Source organism: Cohnella lupini (assembly GCF_003386205.1).
Taxonomy (GTDB): Bacteria; Bacillota; Bacilli; order Paenibacillales; family Paenibacillaceae; genus Cohnella; species Cohnella lupini.
This window is the reverse complement of the sequence record NZ_QRDY01000013.1, coordinates 41,931-59,248: the sequence shown is the minus strand read 5'-3', so window position 1 is coordinate 59,248 and position 17,318 is coordinate 41,931. Positions and strand designations below refer to the sequence as shown.

Genomic DNA, 17,318 nt, shown 5'->3' with positions numbered 1-17,318 from the left:
TAGTTATATTAGGGCAAAGAACGGGGCATAAGAGAATAGGTGCAAAAGTACATTTAATTTGTCTGGTATCGTGCGTAAGCGGGAACTTGGGCTGAATTAAATGTATTTTTGTAATTAAACGAGATTTTCGATGGAATTAACTTCGTTGTTTAGTCTACTTGCGGAAAGCAAGGGGCTTAGATTAAGGAGGAAATATAAGTGGCAATCAAACGTGCGAAAATTACGGTTGTGGGCGCCGGTTTCACCGGCGCGACTACTGCGCTTATGTTAGCTCAGAAGGAACTAGGCGACGTCGTTCTTCTTGATATCCCTCAGCTTGAGAATCCGACTAAAGGCAAAGCATTGGATATGATGGAATCCACGCCGGTACAGGGCATCGATTCGAAGATCGTAGGAACTTCCGACTATGCGGATTCCGCTGATTCCGACGTCGTTATCATTACGGCGGGTATCGCGCGCAAGCCGGGAATGAGCCGGGACGATCTGGTGAACACGAACGCTGGCATCGTGAAATCCGTTTGCGAGAACATTAAAGCGACTAGCCCGAACGCTTACGTGATCATCTTGTCCAACCCGGTCGACGCAATGACTTACGTGGCTAATAAAGCGCTGGGCTTTCCGAAAAACCGCGTAATAGGTCAATCGGGAGTTCTGGATACGGCCCGTTACAATACGTTCCTCGCGCAAGAGCTTAACGTATCCGTCGAAGACGTTCGCGGCGTCGTAATGGGCGGCCACGGCGACGATATGGTTCCTCTCGTGCGTTATACGTCGGTCGGAGGCATTCCGGTCGAGAACCTTCTGCCGAAGGAGCGCATCGACGCGATCGTGCAACGTACGCGCGTCGGCGGCGGCGAAATCGTGAACCTGCTTGGTAACGGAAGCGCGTATTATGCGCCAGCGGCTTCGCTTGTACAAATGACGGAAGCGATTCTGAAGGACAAGAAGCGTATCCTTCCCGTCATAGCGCTTCTGCAAGGCGAATACGGATACGACAATCTGTTCATGGGCGTGCTCGCGATCTTGGGCGGCAACGGAATCGAGAAGATTATCGAAATCGATCTGACCGACGACGAGAAGGCGGCGCTCGAGAAATCCGCCCAATCGGTTCGTAACGTCATTCAGATCGTCGATAACGCGTAATATTCGATTTTTTGCCACGTAAAGGGGGCCTTCGGGCTCTCTTTTTTCATAAAATCATGTAGGTTTCGTATTGTTTCACGATCTAAGGTTTTGTTCGTTCCATTATTTGTGTATACTGAGGTTGTCTTAGTTCGATAACTATTGGAGGGAACGGCGAATGTTAAAGGTGATGTTGTTTTTGCACATAGTAGGTGCAGTAGGAATGGGAATTTACGCGATCATGCCGTTTGTGGTGGGGAAATTCAAACAGCTGTCGGGTACAGCCCAAGAAGGACTGGCTAGCGGGCTCGTAGCGGCTGGACGGTTCGGACAATACTCGCTCGTGTTGCAATTGCTAACGGGTGGATATTTGATCTCCAACTCGGAAATGCCTGATTACACCGTTGCTTGGATGGTTACGGTAATCGTATTATTCGTTGCAACCGGTGCTTTAACCGGAATTGTGCAAGCTCCGTTGAAGAGAATAGCGGCCGACGCGGCTAAGGGACAAAATGCCAGCTCGTCGATTTCGAGAGTGCAAACGCTTAGCGTCATTACTTTCATTATATTCATCGTCATTATTTGGATCATGCAAGATCCATGGACGAAGGTATAATCAACCCAACAACAAACTAAAGGAACCCTCGCTCACGGATAACGTGATCGAGGGTTTTTGCTTAGTTTTGTTACAAAATGGTGTGCTATAATTTGTTCTTTACTATTCTTTTTTCCGGATTGGACATGATGGATATGAACAAAATTCAAGCGTTAATCGCGAATTTGCTTGGCCGCTATGACAGCGGGATTTGGATTCGGGTGCTGGGCGCTGCGTTAACGACGATTACGGGTTTCATGATACGACCGTTTCTCGTCCTTTACCTGTACGATCAGATGGAAGGCTCGGTCATCCTGCCGATGATCATCGTCGGCCTTCAGCCCTTGTGCGGACTGTTCGTAAGCTGGTACGGAGGCGGATGGAGCGACAGGTACGGCCGCAAACCTTTAATCATAATGGCTTTGATTCTTCAAATGCTGTGCATGGTCGGGTACGTCTTCGCGGACCATGTCTGGCAATATGCCCTGATCTCGATCGTTAACGGAATTGGGTTCGCCTTGTATATGCCGGCGGCGAATGCCCAAATTACCGATATGGTAGCTCCGGAGAAAAGAGCGGAAGTGTTCGCCCTTATGCATACGGCGTTTAACGTCGGAGCGGCGGTTGGACCCGTACTTGGTCTACTGATGTTCAGTTGGAATCCTTCTGCCGTTTTCATGATATCAGCCGTGTCGTTCGTGTTATACGGTTTGATCGTCTGGTTTAAGTTGCCGGAGACGGCTCCGTTGATCTTGAATAAGGGAATAGCCGCGTCTACTGATAACCCGGCAAGCAAGAAACCGAAGTTTTCATGGACCCAGCATCGGACTTTGTTGTGGATGACGTTGCTTAGCTTACCCGTCGGATTGCTCTATGCGCAGGTCGAATCGACTTTTCCGCTGCATCTCCAAACGAACTTCGACAACTTCCGAACGGTGCTTGCGGCGATCCTTACTTTCAACGGAATAATGGTCATCACCTTGCAGATATGGATAGCCAAGCGCACGGAGCCGATGCCCTCGCATATCGTGATCGGCGTCTCGTATGTTCTGTTTGCAAGCGTTTCGCTAGGTTACGGCTTTTCCAGCATCGTGATATGGTTATTCGTTGCCGAGTTCGTATTCACCATTGGAGAGATGATCTTCGGTCCGCATATTCAGAAGGCCGTTTCCGTCATGGCTCCGGAAGACCAGCGAGGTTTTTATTTTTCAGTGTACGGAACTAGCCAACTGTTATCGAGAGGACTGGGTCCGATCTTAGGCGGGCTGATGCTCAGTTGGGCGAACGGACAAGCGTTGTTCGCAGCGATAGCCGTATTGCTTGTCGTTGCGGGCTACGCGCAATACCGAGTAATCAAGAAATACGCTCGGGACGAGCGCGTCGGAGTGTAGTATGATGGGATAAAAACGAATATTCAAAGGAGATAGCCATGTGCCGGAATATCAAAACCCTCTTTAATTTCGAGCCCCCAGCTACCGCGGAAGAAATACAAGCCGCCTCGTTGCAATTCGTAAGGAAGCTTTCCGGCTTCAACGAGCCTTCGAAAGCGAACGAAGCCGCGTTTAACCGCGCGATTCAAGAGGTAACGGAAGCTGCTCGCGTTTTACTGGAATCTCTTGTGACTAACGCCGATTCGCGCAATCGCGAAGTCGAGATTGCCAGAGCCCGCGCAAGATCGATCAAGAGATTCGGAACTAAAGATAGTCAAAGCGAGGTTTAAGCGGACCGCATCCTAGAATCCGAGTAAGTCTACGGGGAATACTGGCTCAGCAAGCATGGCGCAACATTGAATGGAATACTCCCTTCTATTTGGTTAAGAAGAGAAATAATGGGAGGTTCGATATGCGCTATATCATGATGATCATGATCGTCGGTATGGTCATGTTGGCGACAGGCTGCGGAAATATGCCTGGAAACGAGAATGGCCATGAAATCCTATTGAAGCGAAAAGGAGCATTTTCCGATGGAAAAGGGAAACGCGGCGCTGCTGCTCGTGGATGTCCAGAACGCGATGTTCTCATATGAAAGCAGCTTATATCGCGAGGATGAAGTAATGGATAACATTGTGGGTTTAGTGAGCAAAGCGAGGGCTTCTGAAGTTCCGGTCATCTATATTCAGCATACCGGTTACGACGACGGCGACGAGTTTCTGGAAGGCAGCCACACTTGGCAAATCGATCCGCGAATCCAACCGTTGGTAACGGAATCTGTCATTATGAAGACGACTTGCGATTCTTTTCATAAGACGGGACTTGAGGAAGAGCTACGCAAGAGAAACATCGAGAATCTTATCATTGCCGGGATGCAGACGGAGTTCTGCATCGATACGACAAGCAGACGGGCGTTCAGCATGGGGTATGGGGTTACCTTGGTCAAAGACGCCCATAGCACCTTCGATAGCGCGAATCTTACCGCGGCTCAAATCGTCGAGCATCATAACTATGTCCTGGGCGGGGCATTCGCCCGTCTGACGGCAACGAACGATATCGTTTTTTAAGAAAATAAGGGGTAGAAGATCAGAAGCGTTACTGATCTTCTACCCCTTATTTTAGGCTAACCATTCCTTCGATTGGCTTTCGACGTATCCTTTCATCCACAGACAAACCTCCCAAAGATCGGAAACGGGCTGGTTCGTGAACGGAAGAGTTTGAAGGTAGCCCGGAGGACCGAATTCCGGAACGATGATAAGAGATTTAGCGCCTTGATCGCGCCGGCTGCGGACAATGTCGCGCCACCACGCGGAGTGCGCGGCAAGAGCGGCGGCATGCTCGGGAGCGGCGGGATGATTGACTTGCGGGCCTTCCTGGTAACCGACGCGAGTATGTACGTGGATGGTTCTGTCGATAGCCAGCTTCATTCTCTCTCCTTGGTTTTCCAGCAAGGATTCGCAGACGACGCACCAATGGCTGAAATCCGCGCAAAGGCTTAAGCCCGGAATATCTTTAAGAAGCCGTTCAGTCGTCCAAGGCGTGTACATAGCACGCCCGCGGTGGGTTTCATGAGCGATGGGAATACCCGATGCCTGTTCGATATCCATGGAGAAACGGTAAAAGTCCAATTGGTCCTCGTAAGACATATCGTCTCGCGCGCTATGGGCGTTGATAAGCACGGGGGAGAAGGTAACGGCGCGTTCGACCTGCCGCTTGAACGATTCCTTGTGGTCGCCGTCGGTGAACACCATGGCCGAGAACTCTAAACCGTGCTTGGCAAGCAGTTGGCGGAATAATTGCTCGCTGGCTTGGTCGGGCATGCCGGATTCGATTCCCGAATATCCCGCATCGGAAATCATTTTGAATTGCTGCTCGAGCGGAAGATGTTCCATTCCCCAAAGGGCTTTGAATATTTTTAGCTTCAAGTCGGCCATTCTCCTCTTTGTTTTGAAGTTGATTATTCCTCTTCGGATAACTCGTCGATCGTTCTTTCGAAGCCGGGCGCCAGATGCTCAAGAAACCATTCCACCTCGGGCATATCTAGCTTTCTCAGCTTTTCTTCGCTTTGGCGGCGAGCGGTGGCGAACTCGCGATTGCCTGCCGACATTTCGGTAATGCATTTCAAGTAGGCGTCCAGCAAATCGGCAGCCTTCACTAATTTGTCGAGCTCGGGATTGGACGGCTTGCGTCCTAAGAGTGGCCGATAGCTTTCCTTCAGCTCTTCCGGCACGCTAGCTAACAATCGATCGGCGGCAAGCGATTCGATCTCGCGGAAATTCGCCAGAATTTGCGGGTTATGATGCTTGACGGGAGTAGGAATATCGCCGGTGAAAACCTCGGTGGCATCATGGAACAGCGCGTATGTGACCGCTTCGTCGGGATTGACGTCGCGCTTGAATATTTCCCGCGCAATACTGCCGAGCGAATGGGCGATCAAGGCTACGTGATAGGAATGTTCCGCTACGTTTTCCGGCGTCGTGCTTCTCATCAGACTCCAGCGTTCGATGTTTTGCAATCGGTATAAATAAGCCAAATAATGATTCGCCATGAACTTGACTCCTTTTTCCCACCTATTATCTATGTGCTATTATATAATGATTAAGGAACGACGAACAGAGAGGGGATTTTGCGATAATATGTCTATTTCTATCTTCGAACAAAGCATGTACCAACTTATCGTGGAAACGTCCACTAACCTTCCGGCCGACGTACGCCGTGCGATATCCGCTGCCCGCGAGGCGGAAGACCGCGCGACGCGCGCAGGCTTGTCTCTATCTACCATTGCCCAGAATATCGAGATGGCGGAAAGCAACGTTTCCCCCATCTGCCAAGATACCGGTATGCCGACATTCGTCGTACATACTCCCATAGGCGCCAATCAAATCGTCATGAAGCGAGAAATCAAGAACGCGATCGCCAGAGCGACCAAGGAAGGCAAGCTTCGCACGAATTCGGTAGATTCGCTGACCGGTTCGAATACGGGAGACAATCTCGGTCCTGGCACCCCGGTCATCCACTTCGAGCAATGGGAGCGCGACGAGGTCGACGTCCGCCTTATTCTGAAGGGCGGCGGCTGCGAGAATAAGAATATCCAGTATAGCCTGCCATGCGAAGTCGAAGGGTTAGGCAAAGCGGGACGCGACCTCGACGGCATTCGCAAATGCGTGCTTCACGCGGTGTATCAAGCGCAAGGGCAAGGCTGCAGCGCCGGCTTCATCGGCGTGGGCATCGGCGGCGACAGGACGACGGGGTACGAGCTTGCGAAGCAGCAATTGTTCCGTACGGTGGATGACGTGAACCCGATTCCCGAGCTTGCGCGGCTCGAAGAGTATATTCTGGACAAGTCGAACCAACTGGGAATCGGAACGATGGGCTTTGGCGGCAACGTAACGCTTCTCGGCTGCAAAGTCGGCGTCAACAATCGGTTGCCGGCGAGTTTCTTCGTTTCCGTCGCATACAATTGCTGGGCTTACAGACGTCAAGGCGTGCTGCTCGACGGATCCACTCACGAGATCAAGAGCTGGATTTACGAAGGCGGCTCATCGGTATCGATGACCGAACAGGATAACGCTGCGACTGACGAGGCAGCGGCAGCGGCGGAAGCTTCCAAACCTAAAGAAATCGTGCTGCAAATGCCCTTGTCGGAGGAAGACGTTCGCGGTTTGAAAGTAGGGGACGTCGTCATTCTGAACGGTGAAATGCATACGGGTAGAGACGCCTTGCACAAATATTTAATGGACCACGACGCGCCGATCGATTTAAACGGCGGGGTGATCTATCATTGCGGACCGGTTATGCTTAAAGACGACGAAGGATGGCACGTGAAAGGCGCCGGACCGACGACGAGCATCCGCGAGGAGCCGTATCAAGGCGATATCATGAAAAAATTCGGCTTGCGGGCCGTTATCGGGAAGGGCGGCATGGGACCGAAAACGCTGGCTGCCCTTCAAGAGCACGGAGGCGTTTATTTGAATGCCGTTGGCGGAGCCGCTCAATACTATGCCGAGTGCATTAAGCAAGTAAATGGAGTAGACTTCATGGAATTCGGCATACCCGAAGCGATGTGGCACCTGCAGGTCGAAGGCTTCGCGGCGATCGTCACGATGGATTCGAACGGGAATAGCTTGCACGCCGACGTGGACAAGGATTCCAAAGCCAAGCTCAGCCAGTTCAAAGATCCCGTATTCGTCTAACATCAAAGGAGCCTTAACCCGAACATGACTAAATTCCGTTTCAAATTGACCGGCTTATTCGTGATCATGATCGGCGTCTCGGTTTTGGCTGCCGGTTTATTGATGGGAAATTCCTATCAGAAAAATCATCAATCGGCTTTGCGCGATCATATGATTCGGGAATTGCACGTTCTGAACGCAGCGGTGCAATGGCCGGTCACGGGCAGCGAAGCGGAACGCAGCTCCTATTTGCAGGAGCAAGCTGCGCGTTTCAAGGAAATCGCGGGAATGCGGGTATCCTACATCCGCCTGGACGGGAAGGTCATGGGCGACTCCGACTCAGACCCGGCCACGATGGACAACCATCTCGGACGCAAAGAAGTCCGGCAAGCGCTGGCGGGAGGTACCGGGAGCAGCGTTCGTTACAGCGACACGCTGAAGCAGAATATGCTCTACGTGGCGATTCAGGTTAAAGACGAGAAGAACGGCATACCTCAGGGCATTATACGTCTTGCGATGAGTTTAGGAGACGTGGAGAAAAGTCTCAACAATATGTGGCTCGCGCTTATATTCGGGTTGCTGCTGCTGTTCGTCGTCGCCGGAATCGTGAGCTACCGCGTTGCGTTGAGCGTTACGCGTCCGATTGAACGAATGACGGCCGCGGCGCAACGAATGGCTAATATGGACTATGCGATACGCGTGCCCGAAGGCGGCCGGGACGAGGTCGGAGAGCTTGCTCGAGCGCTTAACGCGATGGCGGGAAGCCTTCAGGGTCAATTGGACGAAATCCGCCAGAACGGCTCGAGACTTCAGAGCGTGCTGGACAATATGACTAGCGGCGTCGTTATAGTCGCCCATGACGGGCGAATTACGCTATATAACCGCGAAGCCGAGGCGCTCCTCGGAAGTAACGTACGGGAGCGGGTAGGTCGCAGTTATACGGAGATCCGGCAACATTTTGAGCTGGTGGGTCTTATTCGCGAGAGTCTTAACAATCCGATGCCTTTACATGAAGAGTTGACTGTTTATTATCCGGAAGAGCGTTTGTTGGCAATAAATCTGGCTCCGATGACGATAAGCGGCGAAGAGGACCCGGGACTGCTGCTTGTGCTACAAGACGTTTCGGCGATTCGTCGCTTGGAGAGCATGCGCAGCGAATTCGTCGCCAACGTCTCCCACGAGCTGAAGACGCCGGTTGCCGCGGTGAAGGGATTCGCGGAGACGTTGCTTGCCGGCGCGATGAACGATCCGGAGACGGCGAGGTCGTTCCTTACGATCATTCAGGATGAGAGCGACAGGCTGAACCGATTAATCGGCGACATCCTGGAATTATCGAAGATCGAGTCGCGGCGCGCTCCTCTCCAGTTCTCGCCGATCGAATTGCCGGTCTTCCTGTCGAGAATGAACGAAATCCTAACCGCGGAAGCCGCCAAAAAGAATATCGTTCTGGACGTGCAAGCAGAGGAAGAACTGTTCTTGGAGGCGGACGAAGACAGATTAGGCCAAATCATAATGAATCTCATGCAGAACGGGATCAACTACACCCCGGAAGGCGGCAAAGTAAAGGTCAGGGCGGAGATCGTAGCCGCCGAGGACGGCGAAGAGGAGCGCGTACGGATTACCGTCTCGGATACGGGGATCGGAATTCCGAAGAAAGACATTCCGCGCATATTCGAAAGGTTCTACCGAGTGGATAAAGCCCGTTCGCGCAGTTCGGGCGGCACCGGATTAGGATTGTCCATCGTAAAACATTTAGCCGAGCTGCATCATGGGTCGATAAGGGTGGAAAGCACGGTGGGCGTGGGTTCGAAGTTTATTTTGGAGCTGCCGCTGTTACAGCCCTGATCTTCGTTTTACCTATTTTACTTTGCGATAACATTTGCATGATCTTGCGTTTACAGTGGTATGATAAAACTAACATGTAGAGCCAAATAGGCAGGATTGCCTGCTGGACCGGAGGAACGCATGTCGGACAAAGTGCTGATTATCGAAGATGAACCGACGCTTGCCCGTCTAGTGACTTATAACCTCTCTCAAGAGGGTTACGAAACGGAAGTCGTCGGCAACGGTGCAGAAGGTCTTCATAAAGCGATCCACGATCAATACGCGATTATTTTTCTCGATTTGATGCTTCCGGGCATGAACGGATTCGAAGTGCTTCAGAAGCTGCGTCAGAACGGCGTGAAGACGCCGGTCATTATTCTGACCGCGAGGAATGCGGAAGAAGAAGTCGTGCAGGGATTAAAGTTGGGCGCCGACGATTACATCACTAAGCCGTTCGGAGTGGCAGAGCTGCTGGCTCGAACATCGGCGGTGCTTAGGCGCTCCCGTAACGAGGAGAGCAAGCCATCTCAAGCGACCGGCGGGGACAAGGTGATCGCCTTAGGAGATCTGCAAATTTTCCCGGACAAGTACGAAGTATTCTCCAACGGTCAGTGGATCACGTTGCGTCCTAAGGAATTCGAGGTCTTGCTTTACCTAGCCGAGCGTCCGGGCATCGTCATCACGCGCGACGACCTCATGAACGTCGTTTGGGGCTTCGACTACATCGGCGGGCAGCGTACGGTCGACGTACACGTCAGCTCGCTTCGCAAGAAGCTGGAGTTAAATCAGCAAACCGTCCAGATCGACTCGATCCGCGGCGTTGGCTACAAACTATTCATCAACCGCAAAGCTTCCTCGTCCAGCCGTTAAGGCTGAGGGCGAGGATTTTTTTTGTCGGGAAAGCCGACAAAGAGTGTAGTCGAGCGCGGTCGTTGGCACGCCATAGTCGGAAAAACCGACTTTTGTAGGACTTGAGCGCAAACCTTGCCAAGGCACCCCCGCCATAGTCGGAGAAACCGACGATAAACGGAGCCAGCATGATCACCACACCGCCATAGTCGGAGGAACCGACGATGATCAGAACCGCTGTGAACACCACACCGCCATAGTCGGAGGAACCGACGATGATCAGAACCGCTGTGAACACCACACCGCCATAGTCGGAGAAACCGACGATAAACGGAACCGCGTATGATCACCACACCGCCATAGTCGGAGGAACCGACGATGATCAGAACCGCGGTGAACACCACACCGCCATCGTCGGAAAAACCGACGATAAACGGAGACGCGCATGATCACCACCCCGCCATAGTCGGAGAAACCGACGATAAACGGAGCCGCGCATGATCACCACCCCGCCATAGTCGGAAAAACCGACGATAAACGGAACCGCGTATGATCACTACCCCGCCATAGTCGGAAAAACCGACGATGATCAGAACCGCGATTGAAGACCACCCCGCCATAGTCTGAGAAACCGACTTTAGTTAATTTAACGGGTTATCCTAAAATCTAATAACAATGCTTTGTTTAACCTGTAGCTGCAGACGCGCTTGACGTTACTTCTCATGGGGAGTAGCAGTTCTTTTTCCACAAGGGATTTGATGTGTTTAAATACCGTAGTTCGATGTAAATTTAATGTTCGTGTAATGAAAATAGGCGTGATGGGGTCTGGCGTCGTTGATGCTAAATTGATGATAGCTTGTTCAGTCAGAGTAAGGTTGATTTGATTAATAGCTTGTTGAATGCCAAGCACTCCAAGTAGCTGGTGAATGATTTGCTGGCATACGCGAGGCTTCTCTAAGATATCGCGATATGAAAATCGGATAACGAACCAACCGTCGATAACCAGATGGTTTTGTCGCATTAAGTTGTCTGAAAACTTATCGTTATTAATATCACGCCAATGAGGACCAAAACCATCAATCTCTATACATATCTTGAAACCTTGAGTCACGTAAGTAAAGTCCAGGTATCTTCGACCGTCTTTGAAATCTTTGACTTCATGCTCCGCATGTAAGCATGTGAAGTGACCGAATGCAGGCCACCAAACTTGCGAGATAAACAACCTCTCCGCGTAATTATCCTCGCTTGATAACTTTCTCTTGCGCTCTCCTTTGCTTGCGGACCGAAGTCTCCCCATCCATTTTTCATAAGCATGCTCTAGTTCTTCCGACATTTGAATCGCATCGTTCAATCGTTCATCCCATTCGTTTAATAAAAAAACCGCCCACTCCGGAGTTCTCCGGATTGAGCGGCGTGTGCTTCACGACCGATATTTGTAGTGCCTACAGCGATTAAAATAACATGATTAATATCAAATTTCAACGTATATTTCGTCAATGCCGATACGTTGTGTGTAATTGTAAAATATGACGTGAAGCGAATTTCAAACTCCGATATTCGTCGCGTGGTTCCCCGTGCGAGTCGAGGCGTGACGGCCGGTGATGGCAGTCTACCTCAAGAGTTTCGACCCCAAGCAAGCATCTTACGTTGGAACTCCTTGGGCGAGCAGCCGTTGAACCGCTTGAACATTTTGTAGAAATGGGCCATGTTCGCCATGCCGATCTGGTCCCCGACCTCGCTGACGCTCATGTCTCGGGTGAGCAACAGCTGTTCGGCCCGTTTAATCTTGCGGAAGTTGACGTATTCGGTGAAGGAGAGGCCCATGTTCTTCTTGAAAAATTTCACGAAGTAATAATAACTCATATTAGCCAATCCGCAAGCGTCTTCGACGGAAATGCGATTGTCGATGTTCGCTTCGACGAAATCCAGAACCGGTTTAAGCCGAATGCGCTCGACGCGGTCTTGATCTGCTAACAGCCCCCGGCTGTCGTTGCGGATGAGGATGAGGAGCAGCTTCTTGATCAGCATATTGACGGCTAGCTCGTAACCGCTTTCTTTCCGGATGGCCTCTTGATGAATTTGTCGGATGCATTCCGCCGCGGCGTTGCGGGCTTCCGAATTCTCGCGGAAAATATAATTCATGGAGCTGAGCGGAACTTTAGTTTCATTAAAGTACTGCAAATAGGGAATCGTACTCTGATCGAAATAGGAATGAAGATCGAATTGAAGTACGATATATTCGACGACATCGCCGAGATTGCGATCGCGATGGAGCTGCGATTTGCCAAGGATCATGACGTCTCCCGCTAGTAACGAGCATGTTTCGTCGCTCAGATCGACCTCGAGACTTCCGCTTTGGATGAGAAACAGCTCGCATTCGGGGTGAAAATGCCAAGCGACGGATCCGACGTCATTGCGGGATGCTTGCCAGATTTTCAAGGAAAGCAACGGGTTCTCGTATTCAATGTTTTCTCGGTACGCTTGCACGGGTTCATCCCCTTATACGACAAAATCACATAAAATCCTCGCATCTGACCGGATAGGATTTCTAAGCATTTATGTTACACTAATTGTAGAATGAATACTGCAAACTCGCAAGGAGGACAAGCGTTTTGTCAAAAGTTAACGTTGGGATGATCGGATGCGGCGGAATCGCTATGGGGAAACATTTACCATCGCTCGCCAAAATCCCGGAAGCGCAAGTGGTTGCGTTCTTCGATGTCGCATGGGACAGGGCGAACGAAGCCAAGAACAAATTCGGTACTCACGACGCGCGGGTGTATAACGACGTGTACGAGCTACTGAGAGACAACGATGTTCACGTCGTGCACGTATGTACGCCGAACGACACGCATGCCGAAATTTCGATTGCGGCGCTCGAAGCGGGTAAACACGTCTTATGCGAGAAACCGATGGCCAAGACGGCGGACGATGCGAGGCGGATGCTGGAAACGTCGGAGCGTACGGGACGAAAGCTAAGCATCGCTTATCAGAACCGGTTCCGCGCGGATAGCCGCTGGTTGCATCAAGCTTGCCGTTCGGGAGACTTGGGCGAGATTTACGTTGCCAAAGCCCATGCGGTGCGTCGGCGCGCGGTTCCGACATGGGGCGTGTTCCTTGATTTGGAGAAGCAGGGCGGAGGCCCGTTGATCGATATCGGAACGCATGCTCTCGATTTGGCGCTCTGGATGATGGACAACTACGAGCCGAGGACGGTGTTAGGCTCCTCGTACCGCAAGCTTGCCGAGCAAGGAAGCCAAGCGAATATGTGGGGCAATTGGGATCCGTCCAAGTTTACGGTCGAAGATTCCGCGTTCGCGATGATTACGATGAAGAGCGGCGCTACGGTATGGCTGGAGTCCAGCTGGGCGCTGAACACGCTCGACGTGGACGAAGCGAAGGTGTCGCTCCACGGTACGAAAGCCGGAGCGGATATGAAGAAGGGCTTGCGCATTAACGGGGAACAACACGGGCGGCTATTCACGCAGGAAATTCAAATGTCCGGAGATTTCGGCGGGAATCCGCTTCCCGACGATGCGGCGGAACAGGAAGCGCGCGCATGGATCGATGCCATCATTCATGACAGGGAACCCGTGGTTACGGCCAAGCAAGCGCTGGTCGTTCAAGAAATTCTTGAAGCCGTATACGAATCCGCGAACAAAGGGCAAGCCGTCAGCTTCGTATAAGGATCCCATTCAAACCCAAAAACGTCACGATGCCATAATAAGCTTCGTGACGTTTTTAATTGCGTTTGCGGAATTTACCCGGAGAATTGCCGGCAAGCTTGCTGAACAGCAAGTTGAAATAGTTGGCGTTCGGATATCCGACTCGCATGGCGATATCCCGCACCGAATGATCCGTTTCCACGAGCAAGCGCTTTGCTTCGTCGATCCTGCACTTGATCAAATATTGGATGGGGGACATGCCGACTTCTTCTTTGAACACATGGGCCAGATGATAAGGACTTACGTACACGCGCTGGGCCAAGTCGCTTAAGGATAGCTCAAGGTGATAATTTTGTTCGATGTAACCCCTTACATTTTGCGCAAGGCTAATCATGGGCTCATTTGGCGCGAAGCGAACCGGTTCGGAAGAAGCGAGAGGCGTAAAAGCGGTATCGGGCTTACGCTGTTCGACGGATTCCATTTCCCTCAGGAAGTGAATGAGCAGCGATTGAAGCAGGGAAGAGATGACTTCCTGGCTCCCGAGCTGAGGATTGCGCGCTTCGAGCAGCAAATCTTCCAGCATCCGGCTGATGCGATGGTTGTCCGAGCCGATCGGAATGATGAAGGGGTGTTCGTGATGGGAAAGAAAACCTCTGGCGTAACCTTGTACTTGGAGGTTATTAACGTAGTACACGACGGCGCGTAACGGGAAATCGGCGTGCGGCCGAAGCGTCACCTCGGATCGAGGGGGGACGAACAGGCACGTTCCTTCCGTTACCGGTAGCCGGACATGAATGTCGCACGCGTCTCCGCTTCCGGATCTTAGCCATAGCACGCAAGACCGATCTCCCGCGATCAACGGCAACGGATCGATTCCGGTCCAATCGTACCAGCTTGCGAGTTGCGGTATTTCCAGAAGTAACGAGGGCTTGTTCATCGCAAAAAAACCTTCCCCCCTTTGAAACGAATTATGTATGATTAGGTAATAAAAAACAATACGGTACATCATACACCGCAAGAAAGTGAATCAATCCTTCCGATTACCGCAAGATCGTTCATTTTCCAGCGAACACCTATCTTCTACACTAAGAGTAGGGGCTTACCCGAAGGAGCGTGACTCCGTGCTGCTGCACATGCGAGGCATTTCTAAATCTTTCTACGGCGTTCAAGTGTTGGATAACATCGATTTCGAATTGCGTCCGGGAGAGGTTCACGCGTTGGTAGGAGAGAACGGCGCCGGAAAATCGACGCTTGCGAAGCTGATTTCCGGCGCGCATCGTCCGGATGACGGATATCTCGTCGTGAACGGGAAACCCGTGTCCTTGTATTCGCCGATAGAGTCGCAACGCATGGGCATTTCGATGATTTACCAGGAATCCTGCCTCGTTCCCGAAATGAGTATCGCGGAGAACGTCTTCCTCGGTACGGAGCCCAGATGGCTACGCATGTTCACGAATACGGTCAAGATGAAGCGCGAAACGAAGAGAATACTCCGGTCGCTGGGGATGCCGCTTCATCCGAATACGAAAGTCAAGGATCTTTCGATGAGCGAACGTCACGTCGTCGCGATCGCTAAGGCTTTGTCCCAGAAAGCGAACATTTTCGTCATGGACGAACCGACCGCTTCCTTGTCGGATGCGGAGCGTATCAGATTGTTCGCGATGATCCGGGGATTCAAAGCGGAAGGGTTTGGAATCGTTTACATTACACATCGGCTGAACGAAATTTTTGAAATATGCGACAGGGTGACAGTACTTCGGGACGGCAAGCGGGTAGTTACCTGCAAAGCAAACGAGCTTACCGAAAGGGAACTGGTCAGGCAGATGGTCGGCAGGGAGCTGACGCAGATTTTTCCGCCGCTATCATCGCCGACCGGCAACGAGCTTCTGAGAGTAGAGAACATGACGCGCAAGCCATGGTTCGAGAAAATCGATTTTCGGCTGCACGAAGGGGAGATTCTCGGTATAACCGGTTTGGTGGGCTCCGGAACGGAAGGGCTGGCCAAGGTGATCTTCGGCGAGATGAAGCCGGAATCCGGCAAAGTGTTCTGGCATAAGGAGCCGATCCAGTTCAAGACGCCGCGGCAAGCGATAGACCTTGGTTTCGGTTACGTCAACAGGGATCGCATCGAATCCGGGTTATTCATGGACATGAACGTTTATCGCAACCTTACGATAGCCAGCCTGAAGAAAATCCACCGTTTCCATATGGTTCAAGAATCTCAGGAGCACGACAAAGCTTTGGACGCGATTATTCAATTGGACATCAAGACCCGTGATCCCGAACAGGAAATCAAGTTTCTCAGCGGAGGCAATCAGCAGAAGGTCATGCTGGGAAAATGGCTGGTGGCGGAAAGCGACTTATATATTTTGGACGAGCCGACGCGGGGAATCGACGTCGCCTCCAAGAGCGAGCTGTACGTCCTATTGCACGAATTGGTCAACGAGGGAAAAGGGATGATCGTCATTTCCTCGGATATGTCGGAGCTTATCGGGCTGTGCAACCGGATATTGGTCATGCACGAGGGTCGTATCGTCGACGAGATGACGCACGGGGAGGCATCGCAGGAAAGGATATTGCAATCCGCTTCCGGAATCAGGGGATAATCGGGGGGAACCTATGCAGTTATCGAATATAAGGACCGAAAGGTTTCAAAGGTGGATTGCCGGCAACAAAATATTCATGACGTTGATCGTCCTCGTTTTCCTTGCTTCCGTCACGAGCGAGTATTTCTGGACTTGGAATAACATCATGAACGTGTTCCGCCAAGCATCCGTTATCGGCATGATCGCGTTGGGCGTTCATTTCGTGGTGTTGATCGGAATGCTCGATCTGTCCGTGGGCTCCATTCTCGTCTTCTCGGGAGCGGTCATCTTATGGGGACAGAACTTATTCGATCTGGATATTCCGGGTTCCTTTTTCCTGGGAGCGGCATCGGGCGTCGTGCTGGGCAGTCTGAACGGGTTGATCGTCACGTACGGAAGAGTTCCATCGTTCATTACGACGCTCGGCACGATGTTCATCTACCGCTACTTCATGATGTGGGTCGCCGACGCGGGCGCGGTGTCGGGGAATCGCATCAGCCACACGTTTCTCGGACACGGGTATTGGCTGGGCATTCCGGTAGTCGTATTCCCGCTCATCCTTGCCGCGGTTGCCGCCCACGTCGTGCTCTCCCGGACCTTGCTGGGGAGATACTTATACGCGGTCGGCCAGAATTCGCGTGCCGCGTTCAGCTCCGGCGCCAACGTCCGCGCCGTTACGATTGCCGCGTTCGCGATTAGCGGGATGGCTGCAGGCCTCGGCGCCGTGCTGGAGACGTCCAGGCTCAATTCGATATCGACGGCGAATTCGGGGGTTTATTACGAGTTGGACGCGATAGCCGCAGTCGTCTTAGGGGGAGCTTCTCTAAGGGGAGGCAAAGGAACGATTCTCGGCACGGTGTCGGGGGTACTCATGTTTTCCATTCTGAACAACTACATGAACTTGCAGAACGTGTCGACCTATTTGCAGGGCGTACTCAAGGGTTTGCTTATTTTCTTGGTGCTGTATCGCCAGAATCGCCTTCGGGAGGATTGATCTCCCGAAGGCTTTTTTGTAGCTTAACAGGTGTTCTGTTCGGACACTCCCGACATTACCTTTAGCAAGAAAGTGTAGTTTA

General features: G+C 51.8%; 18 protein-coding genes. 12 read left to right on the top strand and 6 right to left on the bottom strand.

Annotated features, from left to right (window positions below):
- Positions 1-198 precede the first annotated feature (198 nt).
- From mdh to DFP95_RS19625, 5 genes are all read left to right on the top strand, one after another.
- Positions 199-1,143 (top strand): malate dehydrogenase, encoded by a 945-nt coding sequence (mdh, locus tag DFP95_RS19645; protein ID WP_115994390.1) that lies wholly within the window; start codon positions 199-201, stop codon positions 1,141-1,143.
- A gap of 157 nt (positions 1,144-1,300) precedes the next feature.
- Complete coding sequence (locus DFP95_RS19640) at positions 1,301-1,738, top strand: DUF2269 family protein (RefSeq protein ID WP_115994389.1); 438 nt, start codon at positions 1,301-1,303, stop codon at positions 1,736-1,738.
- 134 nt (positions 1,739-1,872) lie between these two features.
- Positions 1,873-3,108: an MDR family MFS transporter gene (locus tag DFP95_RS19635; protein ID WP_115994450.1), complete on the top strand. Its 1,236-nt coding sequence runs from the start codon at positions 1,873-1,875 to the stop codon at positions 3,106-3,108.
- A 38-nt stretch (positions 3,109-3,146) separates the two neighbouring features.
- The gene (locus DFP95_RS19630) at positions 3,147-3,437 is read left to right on the top strand and encodes a DUF2277 domain-containing protein (protein ID WP_115994388.1); all 291 of its coding nucleotides are present in this window, start codon (positions 3,147-3,149) and stop codon (positions 3,435-3,437) included.
- Between the two features lie 243 nt (positions 3,438-3,680).
- Entirely contained in the window at positions 3,681-4,214 is a 534-nt protein-coding gene (locus tag DFP95_RS19625; protein WP_115994387.1) for a cysteine hydrolase family protein, read from the top strand.
- 51 nt (positions 4,215-4,265) lie between these two features.
- Here the strand turns inward: DFP95_RS19625 and DFP95_RS19620 are convergent, their stop codons facing one another.
- Both DFP95_RS19620 and yfbR read right to left on the bottom strand, forming a co-directional pair.
- Positions 4,266-5,072 (bottom strand): sugar phosphate isomerase/epimerase family protein, encoded by an 807-nt coding sequence (locus DFP95_RS19620; protein WP_115994449.1) that lies wholly within the window; start codon positions 5,070-5,072, stop codon positions 4,266-4,268.
- A gap of 32 nt (positions 5,073-5,104) precedes the next feature.
- A complete protein-coding gene (gene yfbR / locus DFP95_RS19615; RefSeq protein ID WP_115994386.1) occupies positions 5,105-5,695 on the bottom strand; it encodes a 5'-deoxynucleotidase in 591 nt (196 codons plus the stop codon).
- Between the two features lie 94 nt (positions 5,696-5,789).
- Here yfbR and DFP95_RS19610 point away from each other — a divergent pair, with 94 nt between their 5' ends.
- From DFP95_RS19610 to DFP95_RS19600, 3 genes are all read left to right on the top strand, one after another.
- Positions 5,790-7,340 (top strand): fumarate hydratase, encoded by a 1,551-nt coding sequence (locus tag DFP95_RS19610; protein WP_115994448.1) that lies wholly within the window; start codon positions 5,790-5,792, stop codon positions 7,338-7,340.
- A gap of 24 nt (positions 7,341-7,364) precedes the next feature.
- Positions 7,365-9,164, top strand: coding sequence for a two-component system histidine kinase PnpS (gene pnpS / locus DFP95_RS19605; protein WP_115994385.1), 1,800 nt, complete (start codon positions 7,365-7,367; stop codon positions 9,162-9,164).
- 120 nt (positions 9,165-9,284) lie between these two features.
- Positions 9,285-10,013, top strand: a complete 729-nt coding sequence (locus DFP95_RS19600; protein ID WP_115994384.1) for a response regulator transcription factor — start codon at positions 9,285-9,287, stop codon at positions 10,011-10,013.
- On the opposite strand, the gene DFP95_RS28685 is transcribed toward DFP95_RS19600, so the two are convergent.
- On the bottom strand, positions 9,982-10,290 hold the full coding sequence (locus DFP95_RS28685) for a hypothetical protein (protein ID WP_147304191.1): 309 nt from the start codon (positions 10,288-10,290) through the stop codon (positions 9,982-9,984). The two genes, DFP95_RS19600 and DFP95_RS28685, sit on opposite strands and share 32 nt — an antisense overlap.
- An 80-nt stretch (positions 10,291-10,370) precedes the next feature.
- Between DFP95_RS28685 and DFP95_RS29645 the strand changes: the two genes are divergently transcribed.
- Positions 10,371-10,493, top strand: coding sequence for a hypothetical protein (locus tag DFP95_RS29645; RefSeq protein ID WP_281273432.1), 123 nt, complete (start codon positions 10,371-10,373; stop codon positions 10,491-10,493).
- Between the two features lie 145 nt (positions 10,494-10,638).
- Here the strand turns inward: DFP95_RS29645 and DFP95_RS19595 are convergent, their stop codons facing one another.
- Positions 10,639-11,343: a DNA-binding response regulator gene (locus DFP95_RS19595; RefSeq protein ID WP_245987745.1), complete on the bottom strand. Its 705-nt coding sequence runs from the start codon at positions 11,341-11,343 to the stop codon at positions 10,639-10,641.
- A 263-nt stretch (positions 11,344-11,606) separates the two neighbouring features.
- Positions 11,607-12,479 (bottom strand): helix-turn-helix domain-containing protein, encoded by an 873-nt coding sequence (locus DFP95_RS19590; protein WP_115994383.1) that lies wholly within the window; start codon positions 12,477-12,479, stop codon positions 11,607-11,609.
- A gap of 125 nt (positions 12,480-12,604) precedes the next feature.
- Here DFP95_RS19590 and DFP95_RS19585 point away from each other — a divergent pair, with 125 nt between their 5' ends.
- A complete protein-coding gene (locus DFP95_RS19585; RefSeq protein ID WP_181907529.1) occupies positions 12,605-13,678 on the top strand; it encodes a Gfo/Idh/MocA family protein in 1,074 nt (357 codons plus the stop codon).
- A 55-nt stretch (positions 13,679-13,733) separates the two neighbouring features.
- Here the strand turns inward: DFP95_RS19585 and DFP95_RS19580 are convergent, their stop codons facing one another.
- The gene (locus DFP95_RS19580) at positions 13,734-14,594 is read right to left on the bottom strand and encodes a helix-turn-helix transcriptional regulator (protein ID WP_181907528.1); all 861 of its coding nucleotides are present in this window, start codon (positions 14,592-14,594) and stop codon (positions 13,734-13,736) included.
- 184 nt (positions 14,595-14,778) lie between these two features.
- Between DFP95_RS19580 and DFP95_RS19575 the strand changes: the two genes are divergently transcribed.
- Together DFP95_RS19575 and DFP95_RS19570 are read left to right on the top strand one after the other, a co-directional pair.
- A complete protein-coding gene (locus DFP95_RS19575; RefSeq protein WP_115994380.1) occupies positions 14,779-16,263 on the top strand; it encodes a sugar ABC transporter ATP-binding protein in 1,485 nt (494 codons plus the stop codon).
- A 13-nt stretch (positions 16,264-16,276) separates the two neighbouring features.
- Positions 16,277-17,236, top strand: a complete 960-nt coding sequence (locus tag DFP95_RS19570; protein ID WP_115994379.1) for an ABC transporter permease — start codon at positions 16,277-16,279, stop codon at positions 17,234-17,236.
- The last annotated feature ends 82 nt before the right edge of the window (positions 17,237-17,318 follow it).

What these genes read in the sequence shown, in the direction of transcription:
- DFP95_RS19630 (WP_115994388.1), top strand. Translation starts at nt 3,147, where the DNA reads ATGTGCCGGAATATCAAAACCCTCTTTAATTTCGAGCCCCCAGCTACC.
- DFP95_RS19640 (WP_115994389.1), top strand. Translation starts at nt 1,301, where the DNA reads ATGTTAAAGGTGATGTTGTTTTTGCACATAGTAGGTGCAGTAGGAATG.
- DFP95_RS19570 (WP_115994379.1), top strand. Translation starts at nt 16,277, where the DNA reads ATGCAGTTATCGAATATAAGGACCGAAAGGTTTCAAAGGTGGATTGCC.
- DFP95_RS19635 (WP_115994450.1), top strand. Translation starts at nt 1,873, where the DNA reads ATGAACAAAATTCAAGCGTTAATCGCGAATTTGCTTGGCCGCTATGAC.
- DFP95_RS19580 (WP_181907528.1), bottom strand. Translation starts at nt 14,594, where the DNA reads ATGAACAAGCCCTCGTTACTTCTGGAAATACCGCAACTCGCAAGCTGG.
- DFP95_RS19625 (WP_115994387.1), top strand. Translation starts at nt 3,681, where the DNA reads ATGGAAAAGGGAAACGCGGCGCTGCTGCTCGTGGATGTCCAGAACGCG.
- pnpS (WP_115994385.1), top strand. Translation starts at nt 7,365, where the DNA reads ATGACTAAATTCCGTTTCAAATTGACCGGCTTATTCGTGATCATGATC.
- DFP95_RS29645 (WP_281273432.1), top strand. Translation starts at nt 10,371, where the DNA reads ATGATCAGAACCGCGGTGAACACCACACCGCCATCGTCGGAAAAACCG.
- DFP95_RS19600 (WP_115994384.1), top strand. Translation starts at nt 9,285, where the DNA reads ATGTCGGACAAAGTGCTGATTATCGAAGATGAACCGACGCTTGCCCGT.
- yfbR (WP_115994386.1), bottom strand. Translation starts at nt 5,695, where the DNA reads ATGGCGAATCATTATTTGGCTTATTTATACCGATTGCAAAACATCGAA.